Consider the following 23,679-nt stretch of genomic DNA (forward strand, 5'->3'; position numbering starts at 1 on the left):
ATGGGCATCAGAACAGTCAGCAGATGCCCGTTATTGTAAAAATCCTCTAGAGCAGAAACCATAGGTAAACACTCTTCGAATGAATTGTTTAACTTAGCTCTTTTTAAACTGATTATTCTGGCTGTTCACTTTTCCGCCGCCATCTGCTTCAACAGTTGGTCCAGCATTCCCTTTTACACTTGCAGCACTGACCCCAGCCTTCGAAGGATTCTTTTTTCTTCTTGCCATTCACTAATCACCTCCATTAGTAGATTACCCAATATGGGCTTTTCCACTAGCAAAAATTAGCCGATAGTGGATTGTCTAATGTCAATTTATGACCGTTACCCGAAAAAAATATTTTTTCCAATATGTACAAAAAATATTGATTAAATATTTTAAATATTTTATAGTTATAAATAATAAGACTCATTCACGAGAAATTTTTTTGGAATAAAAATGAATGAGTGTTCATTCAAAAGGTGTAAAAGGGGGAAATAAACTTGATCCAACAAATCAAAAAAGCAGCAGTTCTTGGTTCTGGAGTGATGGGCTCTGGTATTGCAGCTCACTTAGCGAATATTGGAATCCCAACACTATTGCTGGATATTGTACCTCGAGAATTAAATGAAACAGAGAAAGCAAAAGGGTTAACCCTTGATGATAAGGCAGTTAGAAATCGAATTAGTGAAGCAGGCCGCCAAAAGCTATTAAAGCAAAAACCCGCGCCGCTTACGTCTAAAGAGAATTTATCATTAGTAGAAGCTGGTAACTTCGATGACGACATGGAGCGTTTAAAGGATGTTGATTGGGTCATTGAGGTTGTCGTTGAAAATCTCGATATTAAAAAGCAGGTTTTTGAAAAGGTAGATCGCTATAGAAAGCCTGGCAGTATCGTAAGTTCAAACACATCTGGAATTTCCGTTGAGGCGATGTCAGCAGGACGCTCTGAGGATTTTCAGAAGCATTTCCTCGGGACTCACTTTTTTAACCCGCCTCGCTATTTAAAGTTGTTAGAAGTTATTCCTACGAAAAACACTGATGCCAAAGTATTAAGCTTTATGAAGCAATTTGGCGAAGATAAGCTGGGCAAGGGCGTTGTTGAAGCGAAGGATACGCCAAACTTTATTGCTAACCGCATCGGGACGTACGGGCTGTTAGTCACTTTACAGGAAATGCTCAAAGGCGGCTATAGTGTTGGAGAAGTTGATTCCATTACAGGACCGTTAATCGGCCGGCCAAAAAGCGCAACCTTCAGAACACTTGATGTTGTCGGTTTAGATACATTTGTCCATGTAGCCAATAATGTCTATGAGCAAGTGGAAGGCAAGGAAAAAGAAGTCTTCACAGTGCCAGACTTTATGAAAGAGATGCTTAATAAGGGCTGGCTAGGCAGCAAGACTGGCCAAGGGTTTTTCCTCAAGCAAGGGAAAGAGATTCTAGAGCTTGATCCAAACACTTTTGAATATGGGCCTCGGAAGAAACTGAAAACAGCGGCAACAGAATTAAGCAAGCAGGAAAAAGGCACAGCCAACAAAATGAAAGCGTTAATATATGCTGATGACCGTGCTGGCCAGCTACTATGGAATATATTAAGTCCGGCTCTACTTTATTCAGCTGAATTATTAGGAACCATTGCTGATGATGTTGTTGCAATTGATCAAGCAATGAATTGGGGCTTCGGCTGGGAGTTAGGACCATTTGAAATTTGGGATGCCATTGGTGTAGAAAAAGCCGTGAAGAAAATGGAAGAGGCTGGTTTAGAGGTTCCGGTTTGGGTAAAGGAAATGCTCGATAACGGTCATGCATCATTCTATAAAGAAGCCGAGGATGGAAATCTCTTTTTCTATGAAAATGGCGAATACAAGCCAGTAGTTGAAAATCCGAAGAAAATAAATTTAAAAAGATTGAAAAAGCAAAAAGGCGTCATTAAAAAGAACAGCGGTGCAAGTCTTATTGATCTAGGCGATGGTGTTGCTTTGCTAGAGTTCCATTCTAAAAGCAATGCACTTGGTCTAGATAGTATCCAAATGATTAACTACTCCATTGATGAGGTAGAAAAGAATTTCAAGGGACTTGTAATCGGTAACCAAGGCAAGAACTTCAGCGTTGGTGCGAATCTTGCCATGATCCTGATGGAAGCACAGGATGATAATATTTATGAGCTTGACATGGTCGTCCGTCACTTCCAGCAGGCAATGATGAAAATTAAATACAGTTCTAAGCCAGTTGTTGCAGCTCCATTTGGCATGACGCTTGGAGGCGGATCAGAAGTTTGTCTCCCAACTGCGCATATTCAGGCTTCAAGCGAAACGTATATGGGGCTTGTGGAAGTTGGGGTAGGGCTGATTCCTGGCGGAGGCGGTAATAAAGAGCTTTATTTAAAGCATCTCAATAACCTGCCTAATGGGGTTGAATTTGATCTTCAAAAAGTTGCAAACAAAGTATTTGAATCGATTGCTATGGCAAAGGTTTCTACATCAGGGGATGAAGCACGCGAAAACAATTTTTTGAATGCTGCTGATGGTATTAGTGTGAATGGTGATCATTTACTTTATGATGCGAAGCAGGCAGTACTAGCTCTTTATGAAAGAGGCTATCAGCCGCCCATCCGCAAAAAGGTGCCAGTTGTTGGTGAAACGGGTTATGCAACTTTACTTTTAGGAGCACAGACAATGCTTTATTCTGGTTATATTTCAGAGCATGATCTAAAAATTGCGAAGAAGTTAGCTTATGTCATTGCAGGTGGAAAAGTACCTTTTGGAACTGAAGTGGATGAACAATATTTACTAGATTTAGAAAGAGAAGCCTTCCTAAGCCTGCTAGCTGAGCCAAAGACGCTGCAGCGCATGCAGCATATGCTCGTGAAAGGGAAGCCATTACGTAATTAATATAGTGGAAGAGTAATAGGGTTCATTTTTCAATAGATAAGAAAGAGAGGGAATAGAATGAAAGAAGCGGTTATCGTTGCAGGAGCCCGCACTCCGGTTGGCAAGGCAAAGAAAGGGACGCTCGCCAATGTAAGACCGGATGATTTAGGTGCCCTCGTTGTGCAGGAAACATTAAAGCGAGCAGGAAACTATGAGGGAAATATCGATGACTTAATTATTGGATGTGCCATGCCGGAAGCAGAGCAGGGCTTAAATATGGCTCGAAATATTGGGGCATTGGCTGGACTTCCATATAATGTTCCGGCGATCACTATTAATCGCTACTGCTCATCAGGATTACAATCCATTGCCTACGCAGCTGAGAAAATTATGATCGGACACGCAGACACAATCATTGCTGGCGGGGCTGAGTCAATGAGTCTTGTTCCGATGATGGGTCACGTGACTCGTCCCAATATTAAATTGGCGGAATCAGCTCCTGAGTATTATATGGGCATGGGTCACACAGCTGAAGAGGTTGCGAAAAAATACGGGATTTCCCGTGAAGATCAGGATGCCTTTGCCGTTCGAAGCCATCAAAAAGCAGCAAAAGCCATTCAAGAAGGAAAGTTTAAGGATGAAATCGTTCCCGTTGACGTAGCCTTACGATCAATTGGAAAAGACAATAAATTGATCGAAAAAAAGATTACATTTAGTCAAGATGAAGGTGTAAGAGCGGATTCTACGATTGAAATATTGGCTAAGCTTCGTCCAGCTTTTTCTGTTACTGGAACGGTAACAGCAGGGAATTCATCCCAGACAAGTGATGGAGCAGCAGCGGTCATGGTCATGGACCGTGAAAAAGCAGAATCAACTGGCTTGAAGCCAATGGCCAAATTCAGATCATTCGCTGTCGGTGGAGTGCCGCCAGAAATTATGGGAATTGGCCCAATTGTCGCTATCCCTAAAGCATTAAAGCTAGCAGGCCTTGAATTATCAGATATCGGACTATTTGAACTAAATGAAGCATTCGCTTCCCAATCGATCCAAATCATTCGAGAGTTAGGCATAGACGAAGAAAAGATAAACGTGAACGGCGGCGCCATTGCACTAGGCCATCCGCTAGGGTGCACAGGGGCGAAACTTACACTATCGCTCATTCATGAAATGAAACGCCGCAATCAGCAATTCGGCATCGTCACCATGTGCATAGGCGGAGGAATGGGCGCAGCCGGAGTGTTTGAACTGCTATAGGGCATAGTCATAGAACATAACAGTCCAAAAAAATTGAATGGAGGAAATAAAGATGTCTAATCAAACAGATAACCTAATTAAAGGTGGAAGTTTTTTAATCGAGGATCTTTCCTCTGATCGTGTGTTTACTCCAGAGGATTATACAGATGAGCATAAAATGATTGCGAAAACGACTGAGGAATTCGTCATAAATGAAGTTCTTCCAGAAGTAGAGTATTTAGAGAATCACGAATTTGATCGTACAGTCAAATTATTAAAGCAAGCGGGAGAGCTTGGACTTCTAGGTGCTGATGTTCCTGAAGAATACGGCGGTTTGGCATTAGATAAAGTAAGCTCGGCGCTCATCGCTGAAAAAATGGCGCGTGCAGGCGGTTTCTCTATCTCCCACGGGGCACATGTAGGAATTGGATCTCTTCCTATCGTTCTTTTCGGAACGGAGGAGCAGAAGAAGCAATACTTGCCAGATTTAGCTACTGGTGATAAGTTGGCAGCTTATGCTTTAACTGAGCCAGGCTCAGGTTCAGATGCACTAGGTGCAAGAACAACGGCTAAGCTTAATGCGGAAGGCACTCATTATGTTCTAAATGGTGAAAAGCAATGGATTACGAATTCTGCATTTGCAGACGTATTTGTTGTTTACGCAAAAGTGGACGGAGAGCATTTCTCAGCTTTTATCGTAGAAAGAGAGTTCCCAGGGGTATCTGTTGGTCCGGAAGAAAAGAAAATGGGAATTAAGAGCTCATCGACTCGTACATTAATTCTAGAAGATGCACTTGTGCCGAAGGAAAACCTGCTAGGAGAGCTAGGCAGAGGCCATATTATCGCATTTAACATCTTAAACATCGGCCGTTATAAATTAGGGGTTGGGGCTGTAGGAGGTTCAAAACGGGCATTTGAAATTACTGTACAGTATGCAAATCAGCGCCAGCAGTTCAAAACGCCAATCTCTCAATTTAATTTGACAAAGGAAAAGTTCGGAACAATGGCTTCAAAGATTTATGCTGCAGAAAGCTCTGTTTACCGTACAGTTGGGTTGTTTGAGGATCGCATGAGCAAGCTATCAGAAGAAGAGGTTAAGGATGGCAAGGAAGTAGCGAAATCCATTGCCGAATATGCCATTGAATGCTCACTAAATAAATTCTTCTCTACAGAGGTCCTTGATTACGTTGTGGATGAAGGTGTTCAAATTCATGGCGGCTATGGATTCATGGCTGAATACGAAATTGAAAGAGCGTATCGCGATTCCCGAATTAATCGAATTTTTGAAGGAACAAATGAAATTAACCGTCTATTAGTTCCAGGTACCTATATCCGTAAAGCGTTCAAGGGTGAGCTGCCATTATTCGAAAAAGCGATGGCTTTACAAGAGGAACTTATGATGATGATGCCTGAAGATCCTGGTGAAGAGCCTTTAGCTCAGGAGAAATATTTAGTGAAAAATGCAAAGAAAATTGGCTTGCTTGCTGCAGGATTAGCAGCCCAAAAATACGGCAAGGCTTTAGAAAAAGAGCAAGAGGTATTAGTGAATATTGCAGACATAATTTCAAATGCATATGCGATGGAATCAGCTGTTCTTCGTACCGAGAAAGCCATTGAAAAAGCAGGTTTAGAGAAGAGTAAGCAAAAGCTTCTTTATACACAAATCTTCTGTCAGGAAGCTTTTAATAAAATTGAACAGGATGCAAAAGAAACCCTTGTGGCTGTGGAAACTGGTGATGCTTTAAGAATGATGATTTCAGCTCTGCGTAAATTCACCCGTCACACACCAATTAATGTAATCGCGAAGAAACGTGAAGCAGCTGAAAAAATAATTGAAGCAGAGCGTTTTGTTTTATAGAAAAATAAAATAATAAGGGTCTGGCACTGTTGCTTCTGGCAATTGTGTCAGACCCTATTGTTGTTGGAAACAATCATCCAAAAAAATAATTTTCTAATAAAGAAGGATTATAGGGAATATTGTCGAATTATCCATTTGGTAGCCAAAGTTATGATTACATAAAAAATTATGGTACTATTTGATTTAATATGTGAAAATATTGGAATGATAATTTTGGTGGTGAAAAAATGGCTATGACATTTTATTGGTACCCGAAATGCGGTACTTGCCGAAAAGCTAAAAAGTGGTTAGATGATCACCAATTGGCCTATGAAGCTGTACATATTGCTGATAATCCGCCTTCCCGCAGCGAGTTAGAGGACCTTTATAAAAAAAGCGGGTTGGACTTAAAAAAATTCTTTAACACGAGCGGCATGAAATACCGTGAACTCGGTTTAAAGGATAAGGTCAAATCTTCGTCTGATGACGAATTGCTTGATTTGCTGGCTACTGATGGAATGCTGATTAAGCGTCCGATTCTTACAGATGGCCAGAAAGTAACTGTTGGCTTTAAGGAAGAGGATTACGAAAAATCATGGCTTGCATTAAAAAAGGATTGAAAAAAATCGTTCTTTTTGCCATGATGAAGGAAGAGATCGATTACTCGATCAATTATGAAAGAATAATGGAGGGTTTAGAATGAACACACCAAATGAATTACGTTATTCAGAAGAGCATGAGTGGGTAAAAACAGAAGGCGAGCAAGTACGCATTGGAATCACTGACTTTGCTCAATCGGAGCTAGGTGACATTGTATTCGTTGAGCTTCCAGAAGTGGGAGACGAAGTAACTGCGGACGAGCCTTTCGGAAGCGTAGAATCTGTAAAAACAGTATCTGAGCTTTATTCACCAGTAAGCGGAAAGGTTGTCGCAGTAAATGAAGATTTAAGCGATAATCCTGAGTTCGTTAATGAATCTCCATACGAAAAAGCATGGATGATCGTTGTTGAGTTATCAGATACAAGTGAACTTGAAAAATTAATGACTGCTGAACAATATGAAGCAATGGTAAAAGAAGATTAATGAATAATTAGATCTTGCATTTGGACAGTTTACATAGGTCTGTTTGCAGAGAGATGAAAGGGGTTTCCGTATTGGAAGCCTCTTTTTTCTGCTTAATAAATAATAGTCCCGTTAAGTATAAAAAGCATAAAGACATGTGCCAAACTAATAATAAATATAATAAGCAGGAGTCCAACACCATAGTCAAGAATATTGAATATGGTATGGTATATATATAACTTCCTTTCAAGGAGATTTTTTAGGGGAAAACTACAACTCAGTTCAGGTGATTATAATGGATGAGGCGGTTACAGAAAAAGTAATTATTGTAGAGGGTACAACGGATAAAAGAAAGGTACAGGCGATAGTAAGTGAGCCAATTGAAATTATTTGCACTAACGGAACAATAGGTGTCACAAAACTGGATGAATTGATTGATATGCTTTATGATAAAGATGTTTTTATATTGGTTGATGCAGATGCAGCTGGGGAAAAGCTTCGGAAACAATTTAAAAGAGAATTTCCAGAGGCTGAGCACCTTTATATCGATCGTATGTATCGCGAGGTTGCAACTGCTCCGGAACATCATCTTGCTACCGTGTTATTATCGGCTAATATAGATGTATACACAGAGTTTTTGGATAAAGGATGAGAATCATTGCAGGAATGGTCACGGGAGGAATTTGAAAAGCTTATCAAGAATCACAAATCAGGTTTGGTATATCTGTATACTCCTTTATGCGGTACGTGTCAGCTAGCCAGTAAAATGTTAACAGTTATAGAACAACTGCTGCCTGATCATCTAATTGGGAAAGCCGATTTAAACTATATGTCTGAATTCGCTGAGCAGCTAGAGGTAGAAAGTGTGCCTTGCCTCATCATGATTAAAGATGGACATATTCAGGATAAACTGTACGCTTTTCATTCTGTTCCCTATTTATTAGATAGAATAAAGAGTGTTCTTTAAAATGCCAGGTCATTTTGCCTGGTATTTTTATTTTGGTTTTATTTTCTAAACATTCACTGATTATTTATTTACAAGTGCTTCCATATTTATGTATTATATTTAGGGATACGAAATATTTTTTCGAGGAGAAACTATATGACATTTTATAGAGAATGGGCAAGCCAGATTAAAGGATATAATCATAATATTAGGCAGGCCATCTGGGCAAATGTCTATACGCAGATTGGTTTTGGAATTTTTATGGTTATTTACAATTTTTACATTCGGGAGTTAGGCTTTACTGAAAGATTGAACGGTCAGGTCATCTCCATGACTGCATTGGCCACGGCTCTAATTCTTGTTCCTGCGGGCATTATGAGTGACCGGATGGGGAGAAAAAAAGCTATGCTCTTTGGAGCAACTGCAACTGGCATTGTGCTGTTATTTCGAGGTGTCATTGAAATCCAATCACTTCTGCTTTTGTTTGCCTTTTTAACGGGAATAACGTCTGCATTTCTTCAAGTTTCGCTTATCCCTTGGCTTGCTGAGAACTCTAAGCCTGAACAGCGGGTCCATTTATTTAGTATGCATTTCGCGGTTATGACAGGAGCTAATGTTATTGGAAATTTAAGCGGCGGAATCTTAACAGATTTATTTTCATTTTTTACAACATCATTGACTAGTATTCGAATTACACTAATAATTGGGGGTATTTTCTTTCTTATAGGTGTACTGCCAATTACACGATTTAAGGAAACTAGTTCTTCAACTGCCAAAATTCAAGAGAAGCAAACAACATATAAGAAGAAATTTTATAAAAGTGATGGCTTTAAAATGATAGGGCTTTTTGCAATTGCACAGCTTCTCATCGGAATTGGTGCTGGATTAGTGATTCCCTATCTCAATCTATATTTTGCAGATCGTTTTTCTGCTTCCAACTCAGCAATCGGTTTCATTATTTCAATGGGTCAGGCTGCAACAGCGGTTGCTATGATCATTGGACCAATTGTTGTTCGAAAGGTAGGGGAGGTGAAGGCTGTAGTCATTCTTCAACTCATGTCACTGCCATTTCTCCTTCTCACAGCATACACGGAAAATTTATTACTAGCCGCACTCGGATTTTTATTTAGACAGGCGTTGATGAATGCGGGAAACCCCATCCAAATGTCGCTCATGATGTCTAAAGTAGGTGACTCCTATAAAGGTTTAGCGAATTCTGTAAACCAAATGGTATTTAATTTAGGGTGGGCAACAATGGGCCCTGTATCTACAGGGATTGTGATAAAGTATGGGTCCTATTGGGGATATGCGCTTGTTTTTTCTATTACAGCTTCGTTATATCTAGTAGGATCGATTTATTTTTATCTAGTATTTAAGAACCATAATAAGACAAAAAAAGCGGTATCCACCGTCAATGCAGTTTAATACATGCAAATAAAAGATATATTTCTCGGGAAATGAAAGACAATGCTGAAAATAGTCGAGGCATTGTCTTTTTTTTGCTTTTATTGTGTCGAACAGAAATAAGAGGGATGTCGTTGCTTTTGTTGAATGTAGATATAGAAGAAAAAATAATATGTTCGTTTTTAGAGGTGATGGAAATGGAAAAGATGGCTGCTTCATTTATTGAAGAGGTTAAGAGTAAATCGCATTTACAGAAATTGTTAGCTGATTCCTCCTTATTAATTTGTATCAAAGCCGGGGATATAGAGGTTCCGTTAAAATTTCTGGATGGCCATATTTCCATTTATCCAGATATTCAGAAACAACAATTTGATGCCATCATATCAGGATCTAAAGAAAGCATTCATGCCATTTTAACAGGAAGTGAAAAATTAAGAGAGGCAATAAGGTGGAAGAAGGTATCAGTCGATTCAACCTTCCGTAAAATATTGCTGTTAGAATCTCTTTTCATTTTATGTAAAAAATAATTATTAAATCAGAAATTTCTAAAATATACCTTGACTGCCTAAAATCAATATGATAGTATCGCTATAATAACTTAAGTATAACAATTAAATATTCTTATCAAGAGAGGTGGAGGGACTGGCCCTACGAAGCCCGGCAACCGGTATTTACGCGGTGCCAATTCCAGCAGAGCAATTGCTCTGATAGATGAGAAGAGATGAATATCAGCCCTCTTCTTATGAAGAGGGTTTTTTTTAACTCTTCTTTAAATAAGTAAAAGATAAAAACATTTGCACATGAAAAAGGGAGAGATGAAAAATGTCAGAAAAACAAAAGAACTATCGATTTGAGACATTAGGTGTACATGGGGGCCTTCAGCCGGATCCTGTAACAGGGGCAAGAGCTGTGCCAATTTACCAAAACAATGCTTATCAATTTAAAAACACAGAACATGCAGCTAATTTATTTGGCTTGAAGGAAACTGGGTATATTTATACTCGTATTCACAACCCAACTACTACAGTTTTTGAAGAAAGGGTTGCCTTGTTAGAAGGGGGAGTTGGTGCCCTAGCGGTGGCTAGCGGAATGGCCGCCATTACACTAGCCATTTTGAACATTGCTGAAGCTGGGGATGAAATTGTTTCAGCCTCGAACCTTTATGGGGGAACTTATAATCTGTTTGCTGTGACACTGCCTAAATACGGCATTAAAGTAAAATTTGTCGACCCTGAGGATCCTGAAAACTTCCGAAAAGCGATTACTGAAAAAACAAAGGCTGTCTTTGCTGAAACGATTGGAAATCCAAGCTTAAAGGTGTTAGATATCGAAAAGGTAGCGGAAATTGCACACGAGAATGGGGTTCCACTTATTATTGACAATACATTCGCGACTCCATATTTATGCAGACCGATAGAATTTGGAGCGGATATTGTCGTCCACTCCGCTACAAAATGGCTGCTGGGAAATGGAACAACAACTGGAGGAATCATTGTAGACGGTGGAAAGTTCGATTGGAATTCTCCTAAATTCCCTGGATTCACTCAGCCAGACCCAAGCTATAATAACCTTGTGTATAGTGAGGCATTAGGTGCCGTTGCCTATATTATTAAAGCTAGAGTTCAACTTCTTAGAGACCTTGGTCCTGCATTAAGCCCGCAAAATGCGTTCCAATTTACACTTGGACTTGAAACACTTCATGTGCGGATGAAGGAGCATATTGCTAATACGAAGAAAGTGGTAGAATATTTAGAAGCTCATCCAGCTATTAATTGGGTTCTGTATCCTGGAAGTGACAATCATCCGGATAAAGCATTAGCGGATAAGTATTTGCCGAAGGGTGCAGGTTCTGTTGTCGTATTTGGAATCGAAGGCGGAAGAGAAGCTGGAGCGGCTTTCATTAATAATCTTGAGCTATGGGCACATGTTGCAAACGTTGGCGATGCGAAAAGCTTAGTTATTCACCCGGCAAGTACAACGCATCAGCAGCTTGATACAGAAGGGCTTAAGGCAGCAGGCGTTCCTGAGGATCTAGTCCGCCTATCTATCGGAATTGAAAATGTTGAAGACCTTATTGAAGATTTAGAGCAAGCAATTGAGGCAGCAACAGGTATTGCCTCGCTAACTGCAAAAGCATAATTATTTAAGGCATAAAATATAAGTAAAAAGATATATAATTCCAATTTTTTACCGTTGACGCCCTCTTTATACCATGATACGATATCAATCATGAATATTGATTAGCTAAATTAGATTAAAATGTTAATTGAATATAGATGTAATGCTCTTATCAAGAGAGGTGGAGGGATGTGCCCGATGAAACCCGGCAACCGTCATTTTATGAAATGGTGCCAATTCACACAAAGCAGACTTGCTTTGGAAGATGAGGGGAAGGATAAAGTCGTAATGCCTTTCTGCTCATAACAGAAAGGCATTTTCTTGTTATTTCTCTTTATTCATCTATTATATTGTAAATGGGATTTAGAGAGGGTGAGCAGTTATGATCTCAATCAAAAATGTCCAAAAGATATTTCCTTCTAAACAAGGCCAAGTCACTGCAGTAGACAACGTGAATTTAGAAGTCAACGAAGGAGAAATCTTTGGTGTCATTGGCTATAGCGGGGCTGGAAAAAGTACATTAATTCGAATGCTAAATGGACTTGAAATTCCATCAAGCGGGAACGTTGTCGTAGCTAATAATGAAGTTTCACATATAAAAGGCAAGAGTTTAAGAAAAGCAAGACAGGATATCAGCATGATTTTCCAGCATTTTAACCTGCTTTGGTCTAGAACAGTTAGACAAAATATTGCATTTCCACTTGAAATTGCTGGTGTGGCAAAAGAGGAAAGATTAAAACGAGTGGATGAACTCATTAAGCTTGTTGGGCTGGAAGGAAGAGAGAATGCCTATCCCTCTCAACTGAGCGGAGGGCAAAAACAGCGTGTCGGCATTGCTAGAGCACTGGCAAACAATCCGAAAGTGTTGTTATGTGATGAAGCCACATCTGCACTTGATCCAGAAACGACAGATTCGATTCTTGAATTATTAGTAGATATTAATGAGCGATTGGGATTAACAATTGTCCTGATTACACATGAAATGCATGTTATCCGCAAGATTTGCCATCGAGTTGCAGTGATGGAAAGCGGAAAAATAGTCGAAATTGGTCCAGTTTTAGAAGTATTTAAAAATCCGCAGGAGCCAATTACAAAGCGTTTTCTCCAGCAAGTAACGGAACCGGAGGAAACACAAGAGACGATTGAACATCTTCTTGAGAAATATCCTGAAGGTCAAGTAGTTCAGTTAACCTTTGTAGGAGATTCTACAGGACAGCCTTTAATCACTGAATTAATTCGAAAATACGATATAACTGTGAATATTTTGCAAGGGAAAATTTCACATACACAAAATGGCTCGTATGGTACCCTTTTTATCCATTTGGAAGGTACTGAGTCAGAGGTTGCAAGTGCAATTGAGTTTATTGGCTTGCAGCAAGTGGGTGTGGAGGTGATTGCAAATGGCTGATTTCATCGAGATGATTAAATGGGAAAAATTAATAATCGCTACCCAAGAAACCATCTATATGACAACTATTTCAGTTCTTTCAACATTTATTATAGGATTGTCACTTGGATTGCTCTTATTTTTGACAGATAAAGGTAATATGTGGGAAAATAAATTTTTCAACACGATCATTGCTGCTATAGTGAATATTTTTAGATCTATTCCCTTTATTATCTTAATTGTCTTACTTATCCCTTTTACAAAATTATTACTTGGAACTATACTTGGCGCAAACGCAGCATTACCTGCACTAATAATAGGAGCTGCTCCTTTTTACGCAAGGATGGTTGAAATTGCATTAAGAGAAATCGATAAAGGTGTAATTGAAGCATCGCAATCGATGGGGGCTAGCCACAGCCAAATTATTTTCAAAATACTAATCCCTGAATCTTTACCGGCATTAATATCAGGTATCACAGTTACTGCTATTTCATTAGTAGGTTTTACTGCAATGGCAGGGGTCATTGGTGCAGGTGGTTTAGGACATTTCGCTTATCTTGAAGGTTTTCAGCGCAATAATTCAGTTGTTACATTAGTTGCAACCATAGCCATTCTAATAGTAGTATTTATCATCCAATTCGTTGGTGATTATTTTACAAAGAAAACAGACAAACGATAATTAAGGAGAGAAAAAAATGAAAAAAGTATTAAGTTTTTTAGTAATTGCTTTACTTTCTGTCGCTTTAGCTGCTTGCGGCGGTAAAAAAGAAGAGCCTACTAGTGAAGGTGGAAATAAAAAATTAGTGGTTGGTGCTTCAGCGGTTCCACATGCAGAAATTCTTGAAGAAGCAAAACCTTTATTAGCTGAAAAGGGCATTGATTTAGAAATTAAAGTTTTTACTGATTATATTTTGCCAAATGTGACGTTAAGAGATAAAGAGCTTGATGCGAACTATTTCCAAACGCCTGGGTATCTTGAACTTGAAATGGAACAAAATAAAGATTATGACTTTGTAAGCGTTGGTGAAATTCATAAGGAACCAATCGGGGTTTACTCTAAGAAATATAAAAGCTTAAAAGATCTTCCAGACGGTGCCAAAATTATTATGAGTGATTCATTTAGTGACCACGGACGTATTTTACCAATTTTTGAAAGAGAAGGCGTTATTAAACTGAAGGAAGGAGTCGGAGCTTCAGCAAGAGTTGAAGACATTGTTGAAAATCCGAAGAACCTAGATTTCTCTACATTAATTGAAGCGAAATTATTAGCTACTTCGTTTGAAAGCGGAGAAGGTGATGCGGTCGTAATCAATACGAACTATGCACTAGAAGGCGATGTAAATATTAAAGAAGATGGAATAGCATTTGAGGGCAGTGATGTTGTTCCTGCAAACTTAGTTGTTGTTCGTTCTGAGGACAAAGACCGTGAAGAAATTAAGGCATTAGTGGAAGTTCTTAAGTCAAAAGAAATCCAAGACTTTATTCAAGAGAAATACCAAGGTGCCGTAACTTCAGTTCAATAATAAACATCAAAAAAGCAGACACAAAGTTGTCTGCTTTTTTGGCGCTTTTGATCATAAAAAAAACGATATTTTGAGTATGATATGGATGTAAGCGTTTTAATGGCGATTTTTAAGTTCTCTGCAAAAAAAATCGTTTTTTTTCGACATTGTCATTGAAAAGTCGTGGATGTAAAATTTCTATATGAATTTAAATCGCTATGTTGAAAGGATTGGTTTTTATTAACCAGCTGCACTTAAATTATACGAGCGGTATGGAGAAAGCAATGCGTGGAGCCCATGGTGTCGGATATGCGTTGTATAGTCAAAAACACGATGTGAGACTGAAGGTTGAAAAAAAGCGTCAAGAAGAATATGAAAAGAGCCAGCGCATGCTCGCAGGTTTTGAAAGAAAGATTCATTCTTAAAATCAAACATATATTAATGAAGAAAAGGGGATTCAGTATTTTATACTAATCCTCTTTTTTTTGTAGTAAGTGAAAAAAAGCATGGCAATTTCATTTATACATGAACATAATGGATAAGGGTAACATTAAAAAATGGAATCTAAAAAAGTAATTCTTTTACCATAAAAAGTGGTACTAGGTTTACAACACGTGCGAAGTGTTAACTTATTGAAAGAGTTGCTAATACTTTTCATTTGTTATAAGATTGTAATGAGAATAAAATGAGAATAGAGGGTTGCGGCGCTTTGCCGTAAGATAAAATCTTCTTTTATTGATGGAGGTATTGTAATGGCAGGTTCTAAATTAACAATTAATGATCTTCATGTTGAAATTGAAGGCAAAGAAATATTAAAAGGGGTAAACCTTGAAATAAAAGGGGGAGAAATCCATGCCATCATGGGACCTAACGGAACAGGAAAATCTACACTTTCCTCTGCAATTATGGGTCATCCAAAATATGAAGTAACAAAAGGAAGCGTTACTTTAGATGATGAAGATGTTCTTGAGATGGAAGTGGATGAGCGTGCGCGTGCAGGCCTTTTCTTAGCTATGCAATATCCTAGTGAAATTAATGGTGTGACAAATGCAGACTTTTTACGTTCAGCTATTAATAGCCGTCAAGAGGAAGGAAATGAAATTTCTTTAATGAAGTTCATCCGGAAAATGGACAGCCAAATGGAATTCCTTGAAATGGATCCGGATATGGCACAGCGTTATTTAAATGAAGGATTCTCTGGCGGAGAAAAGAAGCGTAATGAAATTCTACAACTTATGATGCTTGAGCCAAAATTCGCTATTCTGGATGAAATCGATTCAGGTCTTGATATTGACGCCTTAAAAGTTGTTTCTAATGGTATCAATCAAATGCGTGGAGAAAGTTTCGGTTGCTTAATTATTACACACTACCAACGTCTTCTAAACTACATCACTCCGGACCATGTACATGTTATGATGCAAGGACGCATTGTAAAATCAGGCGGTCCTGAGCTAGCACAGCGTCTTGAGGCAGAAGGATATGACTGGATTAAGAAAGAGCTAGGTATTGAAGATGAAACGGTTGGCCAAGAAGCGTAATTGTTAGGAGGATCCATTATGTCGACAGAAACAAAATTATTTGATAAGGAATACGTAAGTTCCTTTTCAAAAGATATGGGTGAACCAGCATGGCTGACAGAGTTTCGCTTGAAAGCCCTTGAAAACTCTGAAAATCTGCCAATGCCAAAACCTGATAAAACAAGTATAAAAAACTGGAACTTAACACAGTTCGAGCAGCATATTGTAGGCAGTGAAGACTATACTTCTTTAAATGAGCTTCCAGAAGATGTGAAAACATTAATAAAGCTCGAGGCTGCAGAACAAAATTTATATATTCAGCGTAACAATAGACCAACATATATTTCTGTTTCAAAAGACCTGCAGGATAAGGGTGTTATCTTTACTGACATTTTTACAGCAGCGAGAGAACATAGTGATTTACTCCAAAAGTATTTTATGACTGAGGGCGTAAAAGCAGATGAGCATAAATTAACTGCCTTGCATGCAGCCTTAGTAAATGGCGGAGTCTTCCTATACGTGCCAAAAAATGTCGAGGTTGCTGAACCAATTCAGGCAGTCTTTGTTCACGATAATGATAAGGCAACTCTTTTCAATCACGTGATTGTTGTTGCTGAGGATAATAGTTCTGTTACTTATGTTGAAAACTATGTATCCACTATGGAAGCTGCTAGCGGGGTATTTAATATAGTAACGGAGGTTCTAGCTAAGGCTGGTGCCAAAGTTCAATATGGTGCGGTTGATACACTTGCTAAAGGACTAACTGGATATGTAAACCGCCGTGGTGTTGCAGGCAGAGATGCTCGTATTGAGTGGGCTCTTGGATTAATGAATGACAGCAACACGATCTATGAAAATGTAACAAACTTAATGGGCGATGGCTCATTCGGTGATACGAAAACAGTTGTAGTTGGACGTGGAGATCAAACTCAAAACTTTACAACAAGTATTGTTCATTTTGGGAAAAATACAGAAGGCTTTATCTTGAAGCACGGTGTGATGAAGGATTCTGCTACATCTATCTTTAACGGTATTGGAAAAATCGAGCACGGCGCATCTAAATCTAATGCGGTACAAGAATCTCGCGTTTTAATGCTAAATGAAAAGGCACGTGGAGATGCGAACCCAATTCTATTAATTGATGAAGATGATGTAACAGCAGGGCACGCAGCATCTGTTGGACGTGTAGATCCGCTTCAACTCTATTATTTAATGAGCCGCGGAATTCCAAAGACTGAAGCAGAGCGACTTGTTATTCATGGATTCCTTGCACCGGTCGTAAATGCACTTCCGATTGAAGGAGTTAGCAAGCAGCTTGTGGAAGTTATTGAAAGGAAAGTAAGATAATGAATATCCAGGATATTCGCAAACAATTTCCAATTTTACATCAGGAAGTCAATGGGAACCCGCTTGTTTATCTGGACAGTGCCGCAACATCACAAAAGCCTGTTCAAGTCATTGAAGCGGTAGATAAATATTATCGTGAATATAACTCAAATGTGCACAGAGGCGTTCATACGCTTGGAACGAGAGCGACTGACGGCTATGAAGGTGCTAGAGAAAAGGTACGAAAATTTATCAATGCGAAATCAACGGAAGAAATTATTTTTACTAGAGGAACAACAACAGCCCTTAACTTAGTTGCTTCAAGTTACGCGAGAGCAAACCTTAAAGAGGGCGATGAAATTGTTATCTCATATATGGAGCATCATAGTAATATCATTCCTTGGCAGCAAGTTGCGAAACATACGGGTGCCGTTCTGAAGTATATACCTCTTCAGGAGGATGAAACGATTTCTCTCGATGATGTGAGAGAACTTGTTACTAGCAATACTAAGATCGTATCGATTATGCATGTTTCCAATGTACTAGGTGTTGTGAACCCAGTTAAAGAAATTGCGAAAATTGCTCATGAAAATGGAGCAGTCATGGTTGTGGATGGCGCTCAAAGTGCACCCCATTTAAAAGTGGATGTCCAAGATTTAGACTGTGATTTCTTTGCTTTATCAGGTCATAAAATGTGCGGCCCGACAGGCATTGGCGTTCTTTATGGCAAAAAGCAGTTTCTTGAGAGTATGGAACCGATTGAATTCGGCGGGGAAATGATTGATTTTGTCGGATTATACGAATCTTCTTGGAAAGAGCTCCCTTGGAAGTTTGAAGGTGGCACGCCAATTATTGCTGGAGCAATTGGACTAGGGGCAGCTATTGATTTCCTACAAGAGATTGGTTTAGAACATATTGAGGCTCATGAGCATAAGCTTGCTGCTTATGCACTGGAAAAAATGTCACAGGTTGAAGGCATCACGATTTACGGACCGAAAGATGCATCAAAACGTACGGGTGTAGTTACTTTTAACCTTGATGATGTTCACCCTCATGACGTTGCAACTGTATTGGATGCTGAAGGAATTGCTGTCCGTGCTGGCCATCATTGTGCACAGCCGCTAATGAAATGGCTGAAAGCTTCGGCGACAGCGCGAGCAAGCTTCTATCTGTACAATACAGAAGAAGAGATTGATAAGCTTGTTAAAGGGCTTGTCAAAACAAAGGAGTATTTCAGCGATGTCTTCTAATAATTTAGATACTCTATACAGACAAGTAATCATGGACCATTACAAAAATCCCCGTAATAGAGGGGTCCTAGAAGATGATAGCTTAACGATTAATATGAATAACCCGACATGCGGGGACCGTATTCAATTGACGTTAAAGCTTGATGAGGGAAAAGTAGTGGATGCGAAATTTGAAGGGGAAGGCTGCTCGATTTCCATGTCTTCTGCTTCCATGATGACTCAAGCAATAAAAGGCCTTAACATTGATGATGCATTGAAGCTTTCAGAGGTTTTCTCACATATTATGCAGGGAAAAGAGTATGATGTTGATTTAGACCTCGGAGATATCGAAGCTTTGCAGGGTGTTGCCAAATTCCCAGCGCGAATTAAGTGTGCAACACTAGCATGGAAGGCAATGGAAAAAGGCCTGAAAGAATAATTGAAATAACCGTTAATCTAATGCTGTCTTGGGCTTAAAATATATTTGCGATAGGGGACCGATCTCTCCTTTTGCAACGAATGGAGGAATACGACGATGGCAAAAAAGATGCCTGAAATCGGCGATTATAAATATGGTTTTGCCGACAAAGACGTTTCCATTTTCCGATCAAAACGCGGACTGACTAAAGAAATTGTTGAAGAAATCTCTAAGATGAAGGAAGAGCCACAATGGATGCTTGACTTCCGATTGAAATCTTTAGAGCATTTCTACAGCATGCCAATGCCGCAGTGGGGCGGAGATTTAGCGTCATTAAACTTTGATGAAATTACGTACTATGTAAAACCATCTGAGAAAACAGAGCGTTCTTGGGATGAAGTTCCTGAAGAAATCAAGCAAACGTTTGATAAGCTTGGTATTCCAGAAGCAGAACAAAAGTATTTAGCAGGGGTTTCTGCTCAATACGAATCAGAGGTTGTTTACCATAACATGCAGGAAGATCTTGTAGCACAAGGAATCGTATTTAAAGATACAGATTCTGCTCTTCGTGAAAATGAAGATATTTTCCGTGAGCACTGGGCGAAGGTTATTCCTCCGACAGACAATAAGTTTGCTGCACTAAACTCTGCTGTTTGGTCTGGCGGTTCCTTCATCTACGTTCCAAAAGGAATTAAGGTTGAAACGCCATTACAGGCTTATTTCCGCATCAACTCTGAAAACATGGGGCAATTTGAGCGTACATTAATTATTGTTGATGAAGGCGCACATGTTCACTATGTAGAAGGCTGTACAGCTCCGGTTTATACAACTAACTCTCTTCACAGTGCAGTTGTAGAAATCATCATTAAGAAGGATGCATATTGCCGCTATACAACGATCCAAAACTGGGCTAACAACGTATATAACCTTGTTACTAAGCGGGCTGTTTGTGAAGCGAACGCAACAATGGAATGGATCGACGGCAATATCGGTTCTAAATTAACAATGAAATACCCAGCTGTTATTTTAAAAGGAGAAGGCGCTCGCGGTATGACTCTTTCCATCGCATTAGCAGGTAAAGGTCAGCACCAGGACGCAGGGGCAAAAATGATTCACCTTGCACCTAACACTTCTTCTACGATCGTATCGAAATCGATCTCTAAGCAAGGCGGTAAAGTAACATACCGCGGAATCGTCCAATTCGGTCGTAAAGCGGATGGAGCGCGTGCCAATATCGAGTGTGATACGTTAATCATGGATAATCAATCAACTTCTGATACAATTCCATATAATGAAATCATGAATGATAACATCTCTTTAGAGCACGAAGCGAAGGTTTCCAAAGTTTCTGAAGAGCAATTATTCTACCTTATGAGCCGCGGCATTTCCGAGGAAGAAGCAACAGAAATGATCGTAATGGGCTTCATCGAGCCATTTACGAAAGAGCTTCCAATGGAATACGCTGTTGAAATGAACCGCTTGATTAAGTTCGAGATGGAAGGTTCTATCGGTTAATATAATACGAAAATCCGCTTGTCTTCATTGGCAGGCGGATTTTTTTAACTCCTAGTAAAGAATGCTTATACATTTACCGAAAGGGTCAAAAGTGAGCCCAAATGGTAAAAGGGAAGCTTGTTCATTTACCGCAAAGGAAAAAAAGGGAACCCAAATGGTAAAAGCAAAGCTTGTTCATTTACCAAAAAGGAAAAAAGGGAGTCCAAACGGTAATAGTAAAGCTTGTTCATTAACCGAAAAGGAAAAAAGGAAGCCCAAACGGTAAAAGCAAAGCCTGTTCATTTACCGAAAAAGATAAAAGGAAGCCTTAACGGTAAAAACAAAGCTTGTTCATTTACTAAAATAGGAAAGAAACAGTTCAAGTATGCTAATATGTTCACAAGGAGGTGCCCCTATGATTCTAATCGGTTTAACAGGATGGGGAGATCATGATAGCTTATATACTCAAAATATTTCTCCACGGGATAAATTAAAGGAATATAGCGGTTATTTTCCTACAGTGGAAGTGGATGCATCATTCTATGCCATACAGCCAAAAAGAAATTCAGAGAGATGGGTGAAAAATACTCCTGATACTTTTCAGTTTATTGTTAAAGCTTACCAGGGAATGACTGGTCATGAAAGAGGGGAAATTCCTTTTCAAGATAAGGATGAAATGTTTGCCGCTTTTAAAGACTCTTTACAGCCATATATAGAAGGAAATAAATTAGCGATGATCCTTTTTCAATTTCCTCCTTGGTTCGACTGTAGGAAGCAGAATGTAGACTATTTGCGCTGGTGTAAAGAAAAGATGGGGGATCTCCCATGTGCACTAGAATTCAGGCACCAGTCATGGTTTAAACCCGAGTACAAGGAAAAAACGATTCAATTTATCAAGGAAGAAAATTGGATCCATTCTATTTGTGATGAACCTCAGGCTGGAGAGGGCTCTGTACCAACTGTGTTAGAAACGGCTAATAATGAGAAAGTGCTCATTCGCTTTCATGGCAGGAATGTTCACGGCTGGCTTAAGAAAAATGCTGATAACTGGCGGGAAGTCAGATATTTATATCGCTATAACCATCAAGAGCTTTCTGAATGGGTTAAGCACCTCAAGAATTTGGAGGAAGCCTGCAAAAAGGTATATGTCGTTTTTAATAATAATTCTGGCGGAGACGCAGCGGACAATGCCTTGCAGCTAATTGATTTATTGAATATAGAATATAAGGACTTAGCCCCACGTCAATTAAACCTTTTTTAGCTGACCGCCAAGTAAATTTTTTCCACAAACTAGTCTAGCAATTAATACACGCTTTCCCTTAGCCGTGCATACTTTGTTATGGGAAGGGAAAGGAGTGTTTATTTCATTGATTGATTTAAAGCCGATAGACATTCAGGGACACTCATTTCTAGGTGTCTCGGTGCAGTTGCCAAAAACAAATTTACTTGTTGTGACAAACGAAAAAGGATATATTATGTGCGGTGCTCTTGATGTCGCATTATTAAATGAGAAGCTTAAAGACCGGAAAGTCATTGCAGGAAGAGCAGTAGGTGTGAAAACAATCGATCAGCTTCTTAATGCCCCACTTGAATCAGTCACATATGAAGCCGAAGCTTTAGGCATCCATAAAGGGATGGTTGGAAGAGAAGCACTATTGAAGATGATTTAGGCATCCTGTTGAGGGTGCCTCTTTTTTGACTAATTTATGAACTAGCTCCCGTTTTTTTATAAAAAAAAGGGACCTTTGTAGGTTGAAATATCTGTACTTGAAAGGTTAATGTAGAAATAATAGGAAAAATGTCGCAAAAAGTAGAAAAATATTCTAATAATACATGCAAGATAATGGAACTTCACAATGAAAAGGTGTATTTCATGAGACTAGTCACAACAACTTCAGTCGAGGCCGGTACAGTCCTTGCAAAAGCTATTTACAATGAAAAGGGTCAAGTATTATTAAATGAAGGAATAACATTAAAAGAATCATTGATTCAGCGCCTTCAGGATTTAGGCATTAGTTATATTTTTATTAAAGAAAACGGAACAGAGGATATAGAGTATAACGGAAGCATATCAGATACTATACGTCTGGAAGCTATTCAAACGATCAGCAGCACGTTTGAGGAAATTCAAAGAGACCCGAGCCTTACAGGTTCATATGTTGTTGACAAGGCATCAAAGCGATTATCTGGCATCATCCGTAGTCTTTTAACAGAAATAAAGGAGAAAAAGGAATTACTTAATCTTCTTTCAGATGCATTTACACATGATAATTATATATTTATCCATTCATTAAATGTCACTCTTTATTCCTTAGCGATTGGAATGGAATTAAAGCTAACGACTAAGGAGCTTGAAACTTTAGGTCTTGGGGCGATTTTCCATGATATTGGAAAGCTCAAAGTCCCGTTAGAAATCCTCTTGAAACCTGAAAAGCTCTCGGATCATGAGTATGAGACTATTAAAAAGCACGCAGAGGAAGGATTTGAAATTTTAAGAAAGGTACATACCATCCCGCTATTAGTAGCGCATTGTGCCTATCAGCATCATGAACGAATGAATGGGACAGGTTATCCAAGAGGTTTGCTAGGACCGGACATTCATTATTTTGGAAAAATAATTGCTGTAGCAGATGTGTTTGATGCAGTCACCTCTAATCGAGTTTATAGAAAAGCGATGCTCCCAAGTGAAGCGCTCGAAATCCTTTATGCTGGTTCGGGGGCATTATTTGATCAAAAGGTGATTGAAGCCTTTCGACTAGCGGTTGCTATTTATCCAGTTGGTTTATCGGTCGTTCTAAATGATGGACGAAAAGGAATTGTTTCCAGCCAAAATACTGGATTAGGCGACCGCCCTCATATTAGAATCATGGAGCATCATGGTGAAAAAGTAATTCCTTATGAGATTGATTTAAAGCAGGAGTTGAACGTAATTATTATTAGCTGTGATACTGCTTTTAATTAATCAACTCGAAACAGAGATGCTATTTTGATATATTTGTAGAGACAATCTACTAAACCATCTCAAGTCCGGGTGAGGTAGAGATGCCAAATTTAAGAGTTCCTGTAGGTTGAATCAGCAATTTTTTTAATAGCTGATTCACATACAAAAATTTATCATTCTGTTAAGGAGATTTTAGTTGCCGAAAAAACAGAAAAACCTTGCGTTGTAAATTGAATAATATTTATAAAGACCTTACCGGATATGGAAAGGTCTTTTTTGGCTATAAAAATTTAGCGCTTCAGCACCTTATTTATAGTAAAAAATACTATAAAATCAACAAATCAACAAAACTATTTTTAAAAAATGATATTATTAAGAAAATATTGTTTTGACAGACTAATTGAAAAATAATATAC

The 23,679-nt window shown here is 38.9% G+C and carries 24 protein-coding genes and 2 riboswitches; of the genes, 23 read left to right on the plus strand and 1 reads right to left on the minus strand.

The genetic code is table 11. The annotated features are described in order from the left end of the window. Window positions 1-93 precede the first annotated feature (93 nt). Window positions 94-228 (minus strand): YuzL family protein, encoded by a 135-nt coding sequence (locus tag V7127_RS11220; RefSeq protein ID WP_082677131.1) that lies wholly within the window; start codon window positions 226-228, stop codon window positions 94-96. Window positions 229-485: 257 nt separating this feature from the next. Here V7127_RS11220 and V7127_RS11225 point away from each other — a divergent pair, with 257 nt between their 5' ends. From V7127_RS11225 to V7127_RS11335, 23 genes are all read left to right on the plus strand, one after another. After that, complete coding sequence (locus tag V7127_RS11225) at window positions 486-2,870, plus strand: 3-hydroxyacyl-CoA dehydrogenase/enoyl-CoA hydratase family protein (protein ID WP_335486034.1); 2,385 nt, start codon at window positions 486-488, stop codon at window positions 2,868-2,870. Between the two features lie 57 nt (window positions 2,871-2,927). Beyond that, window positions 2,928-4,103, plus strand: a complete 1,176-nt coding sequence (locus tag V7127_RS11230; RefSeq protein WP_335486003.1) for an acetyl-CoA C-acetyltransferase — start codon at window positions 2,928-2,930, stop codon at window positions 4,101-4,103. 52 nt (window positions 4,104-4,155) lie between these two features. Then, window positions 4,156-5,940 (plus strand): acyl-CoA dehydrogenase family protein, encoded by a 1,785-nt coding sequence (locus V7127_RS11235; protein ID WP_335354148.1) that lies wholly within the window; start codon window positions 4,156-4,158, stop codon window positions 5,938-5,940. Between the two features lie 227 nt (window positions 5,941-6,167). Next, complete coding sequence (locus tag V7127_RS11240; RefSeq protein WP_335486006.1) at window positions 6,168-6,539, plus strand: arsenate reductase family protein; 372 nt, start codon at window positions 6,168-6,170, stop codon at window positions 6,537-6,539. A gap of 79 nt (window positions 6,540-6,618) precedes the next feature. Next, on the plus strand, window positions 6,619-7,002 hold the full coding sequence (gcvH, locus tag V7127_RS11245; RefSeq protein ID WP_335345978.1) for a glycine cleavage system protein GcvH: 384 nt from the start codon (window positions 6,619-6,621) through the stop codon (window positions 7,000-7,002). Between the two features lie 274 nt (window positions 7,003-7,276). After that, a complete protein-coding gene (locus V7127_RS11250; protein ID WP_335345977.1) occupies window positions 7,277-7,633 on the plus strand; it encodes a toprim domain-containing protein in 357 nt (118 codons plus the stop codon). 6 nt (window positions 7,634-7,639) lie between these two features. Continuing rightward, window positions 7,640-7,948 (plus strand): thioredoxin family protein, encoded by a 309-nt coding sequence (locus V7127_RS11255; RefSeq protein WP_335345976.1) that lies wholly within the window; start codon window positions 7,640-7,642, stop codon window positions 7,946-7,948. A 135-nt stretch (window positions 7,949-8,083) separates the two neighbouring features. Beyond that, on the plus strand, window positions 8,084-9,352 hold the full coding sequence (locus V7127_RS11260; RefSeq protein WP_335486009.1) for an MFS transporter: 1,269 nt from the start codon (window positions 8,084-8,086) through the stop codon (window positions 9,350-9,352). Between the two features lie 119 nt (window positions 9,353-9,471). Continuing rightward, on the plus strand, window positions 9,472-9,858 hold the full coding sequence (locus V7127_RS11265; RefSeq protein ID WP_335486012.1) for a hypothetical protein: 387 nt from the start codon (window positions 9,472-9,474) through the stop codon (window positions 9,856-9,858). Between the two features lie 91 nt (window positions 9,859-9,949). Further along, a riboswitch (SAM riboswitch) is annotated at window positions 9,950-10,049 on the plus strand. Between the two features lie 104 nt (window positions 10,050-10,153). Then, entirely contained in the window at window positions 10,154-11,470 is a 1,317-nt protein-coding gene (locus V7127_RS11270) for an O-acetylhomoserine aminocarboxypropyltransferase/cysteine synthase family protein (protein ID WP_335345973.1), read from the plus strand. A gap of 145 nt (window positions 11,471-11,615) precedes the next feature. Continuing rightward, window positions 11,616-11,721: riboswitch (SAM riboswitch) on the plus strand. A gap of 110 nt (window positions 11,722-11,831) precedes the next feature. Beyond that, entirely contained in the window at window positions 11,832-12,857 is a 1,026-nt protein-coding gene (locus tag V7127_RS11275; protein WP_335354155.1) for a methionine ABC transporter ATP-binding protein, read from the plus strand. Further along, window positions 12,850-13,515, plus strand: coding sequence for a methionine ABC transporter permease (locus V7127_RS11280; protein WP_335348187.1), 666 nt, complete (start codon window positions 12,850-12,852; stop codon window positions 13,513-13,515). Before V7127_RS11275 ends, V7127_RS11280 begins: the two co-directional genes overlap by 8 nt. Before the next feature lie 16 nt (window positions 13,516-13,531). Continuing rightward, window positions 13,532-14,359: a MetQ/NlpA family ABC transporter substrate-binding protein gene (locus V7127_RS11285; RefSeq protein ID WP_335348186.1), complete on the plus strand. Its 828-nt coding sequence runs from the start codon at window positions 13,532-13,534 to the stop codon at window positions 14,357-14,359. A gap of 197 nt (window positions 14,360-14,556) precedes the next feature. Then, window positions 14,557-14,763: a hypothetical protein gene (locus V7127_RS11290; RefSeq protein ID WP_335486016.1), complete on the plus strand. Its 207-nt coding sequence runs from the start codon at window positions 14,557-14,559 to the stop codon at window positions 14,761-14,763. A 327-nt stretch (window positions 14,764-15,090) separates the two neighbouring features. Then, the gene (gene sufC / locus V7127_RS11295) at window positions 15,091-15,876 is read left to right on the plus strand and encodes a Fe-S cluster assembly ATPase SufC (protein WP_335486019.1); all 786 of its coding nucleotides are present in this window, start codon (window positions 15,091-15,093) and stop codon (window positions 15,874-15,876) included. Between the two features lie 18 nt (window positions 15,877-15,894). After that, window positions 15,895-17,202 (plus strand): Fe-S cluster assembly protein SufD, encoded by a 1,308-nt coding sequence (sufD, locus tag V7127_RS11300; RefSeq protein ID WP_335354159.1) that lies wholly within the window; start codon window positions 15,895-15,897, stop codon window positions 17,200-17,202. After that, window positions 17,202-18,431, plus strand: coding sequence for a cysteine desulfurase (locus V7127_RS11305; protein WP_335354160.1), 1,230 nt, complete (start codon window positions 17,202-17,204; stop codon window positions 18,429-18,431). Before sufD ends, V7127_RS11305 begins: the two co-directional genes overlap by 1 nt. After that, entirely contained in the window at window positions 18,421-18,849 is a 429-nt protein-coding gene (gene sufU / locus V7127_RS11310) for a Fe-S cluster assembly sulfur transfer protein SufU (RefSeq protein ID WP_335354161.1), read from the plus strand. Before V7127_RS11305 ends, sufU begins: the two co-directional genes overlap by 11 nt. Before the next feature lie 96 nt (window positions 18,850-18,945). Beyond that, window positions 18,946-20,343 carry a Fe-S cluster assembly protein SufB gene (gene sufB / locus V7127_RS11315; RefSeq protein WP_066291271.1) on the plus strand — a complete coding sequence of 466 codons (1,398 nt, stop codon included), beginning with the start codon at window positions 18,946-18,948 and terminating at the stop codon, window positions 20,341-20,343. Between the two features lie 61 nt (window positions 20,344-20,404). Beyond that, a complete protein-coding gene (locus V7127_RS11320) occupies window positions 20,405-20,608 on the plus strand; it encodes a hypothetical protein (RefSeq protein ID WP_335486022.1) in 204 nt (67 codons plus the stop codon). 129 nt (window positions 20,609-20,737) lie between these two features. Continuing rightward, window positions 20,738-21,583: a DUF72 domain-containing protein gene (locus V7127_RS11325; protein ID WP_335486025.1), complete on the plus strand. Its 846-nt coding sequence runs from the start codon at window positions 20,738-20,740 to the stop codon at window positions 21,581-21,583. 106 nt (window positions 21,584-21,689) lie between these two features. After that, entirely contained in the window at window positions 21,690-21,992 is a 303-nt protein-coding gene (locus V7127_RS11330) for a YunC family protein (protein ID WP_335354165.1), read from the plus strand. A 203-nt stretch (window positions 21,993-22,195) separates the two neighbouring features. After that, window positions 22,196-23,284: an HD-GYP domain-containing protein gene (locus V7127_RS11335; RefSeq protein WP_335345706.1), complete on the plus strand. Its 1,089-nt coding sequence runs from the start codon at window positions 22,196-22,198 to the stop codon at window positions 23,282-23,284. Window positions 23,285-23,679 lie beyond the last annotated feature (395 nt).

Origin of the sequence: Bacillus sp. JJ1773 (assembly GCF_036962035.1) — a bacterium.
Lineage (GTDB): Bacteria > Bacillota > Bacilli > Bacillales > Cytobacillaceae > Cytobacillus.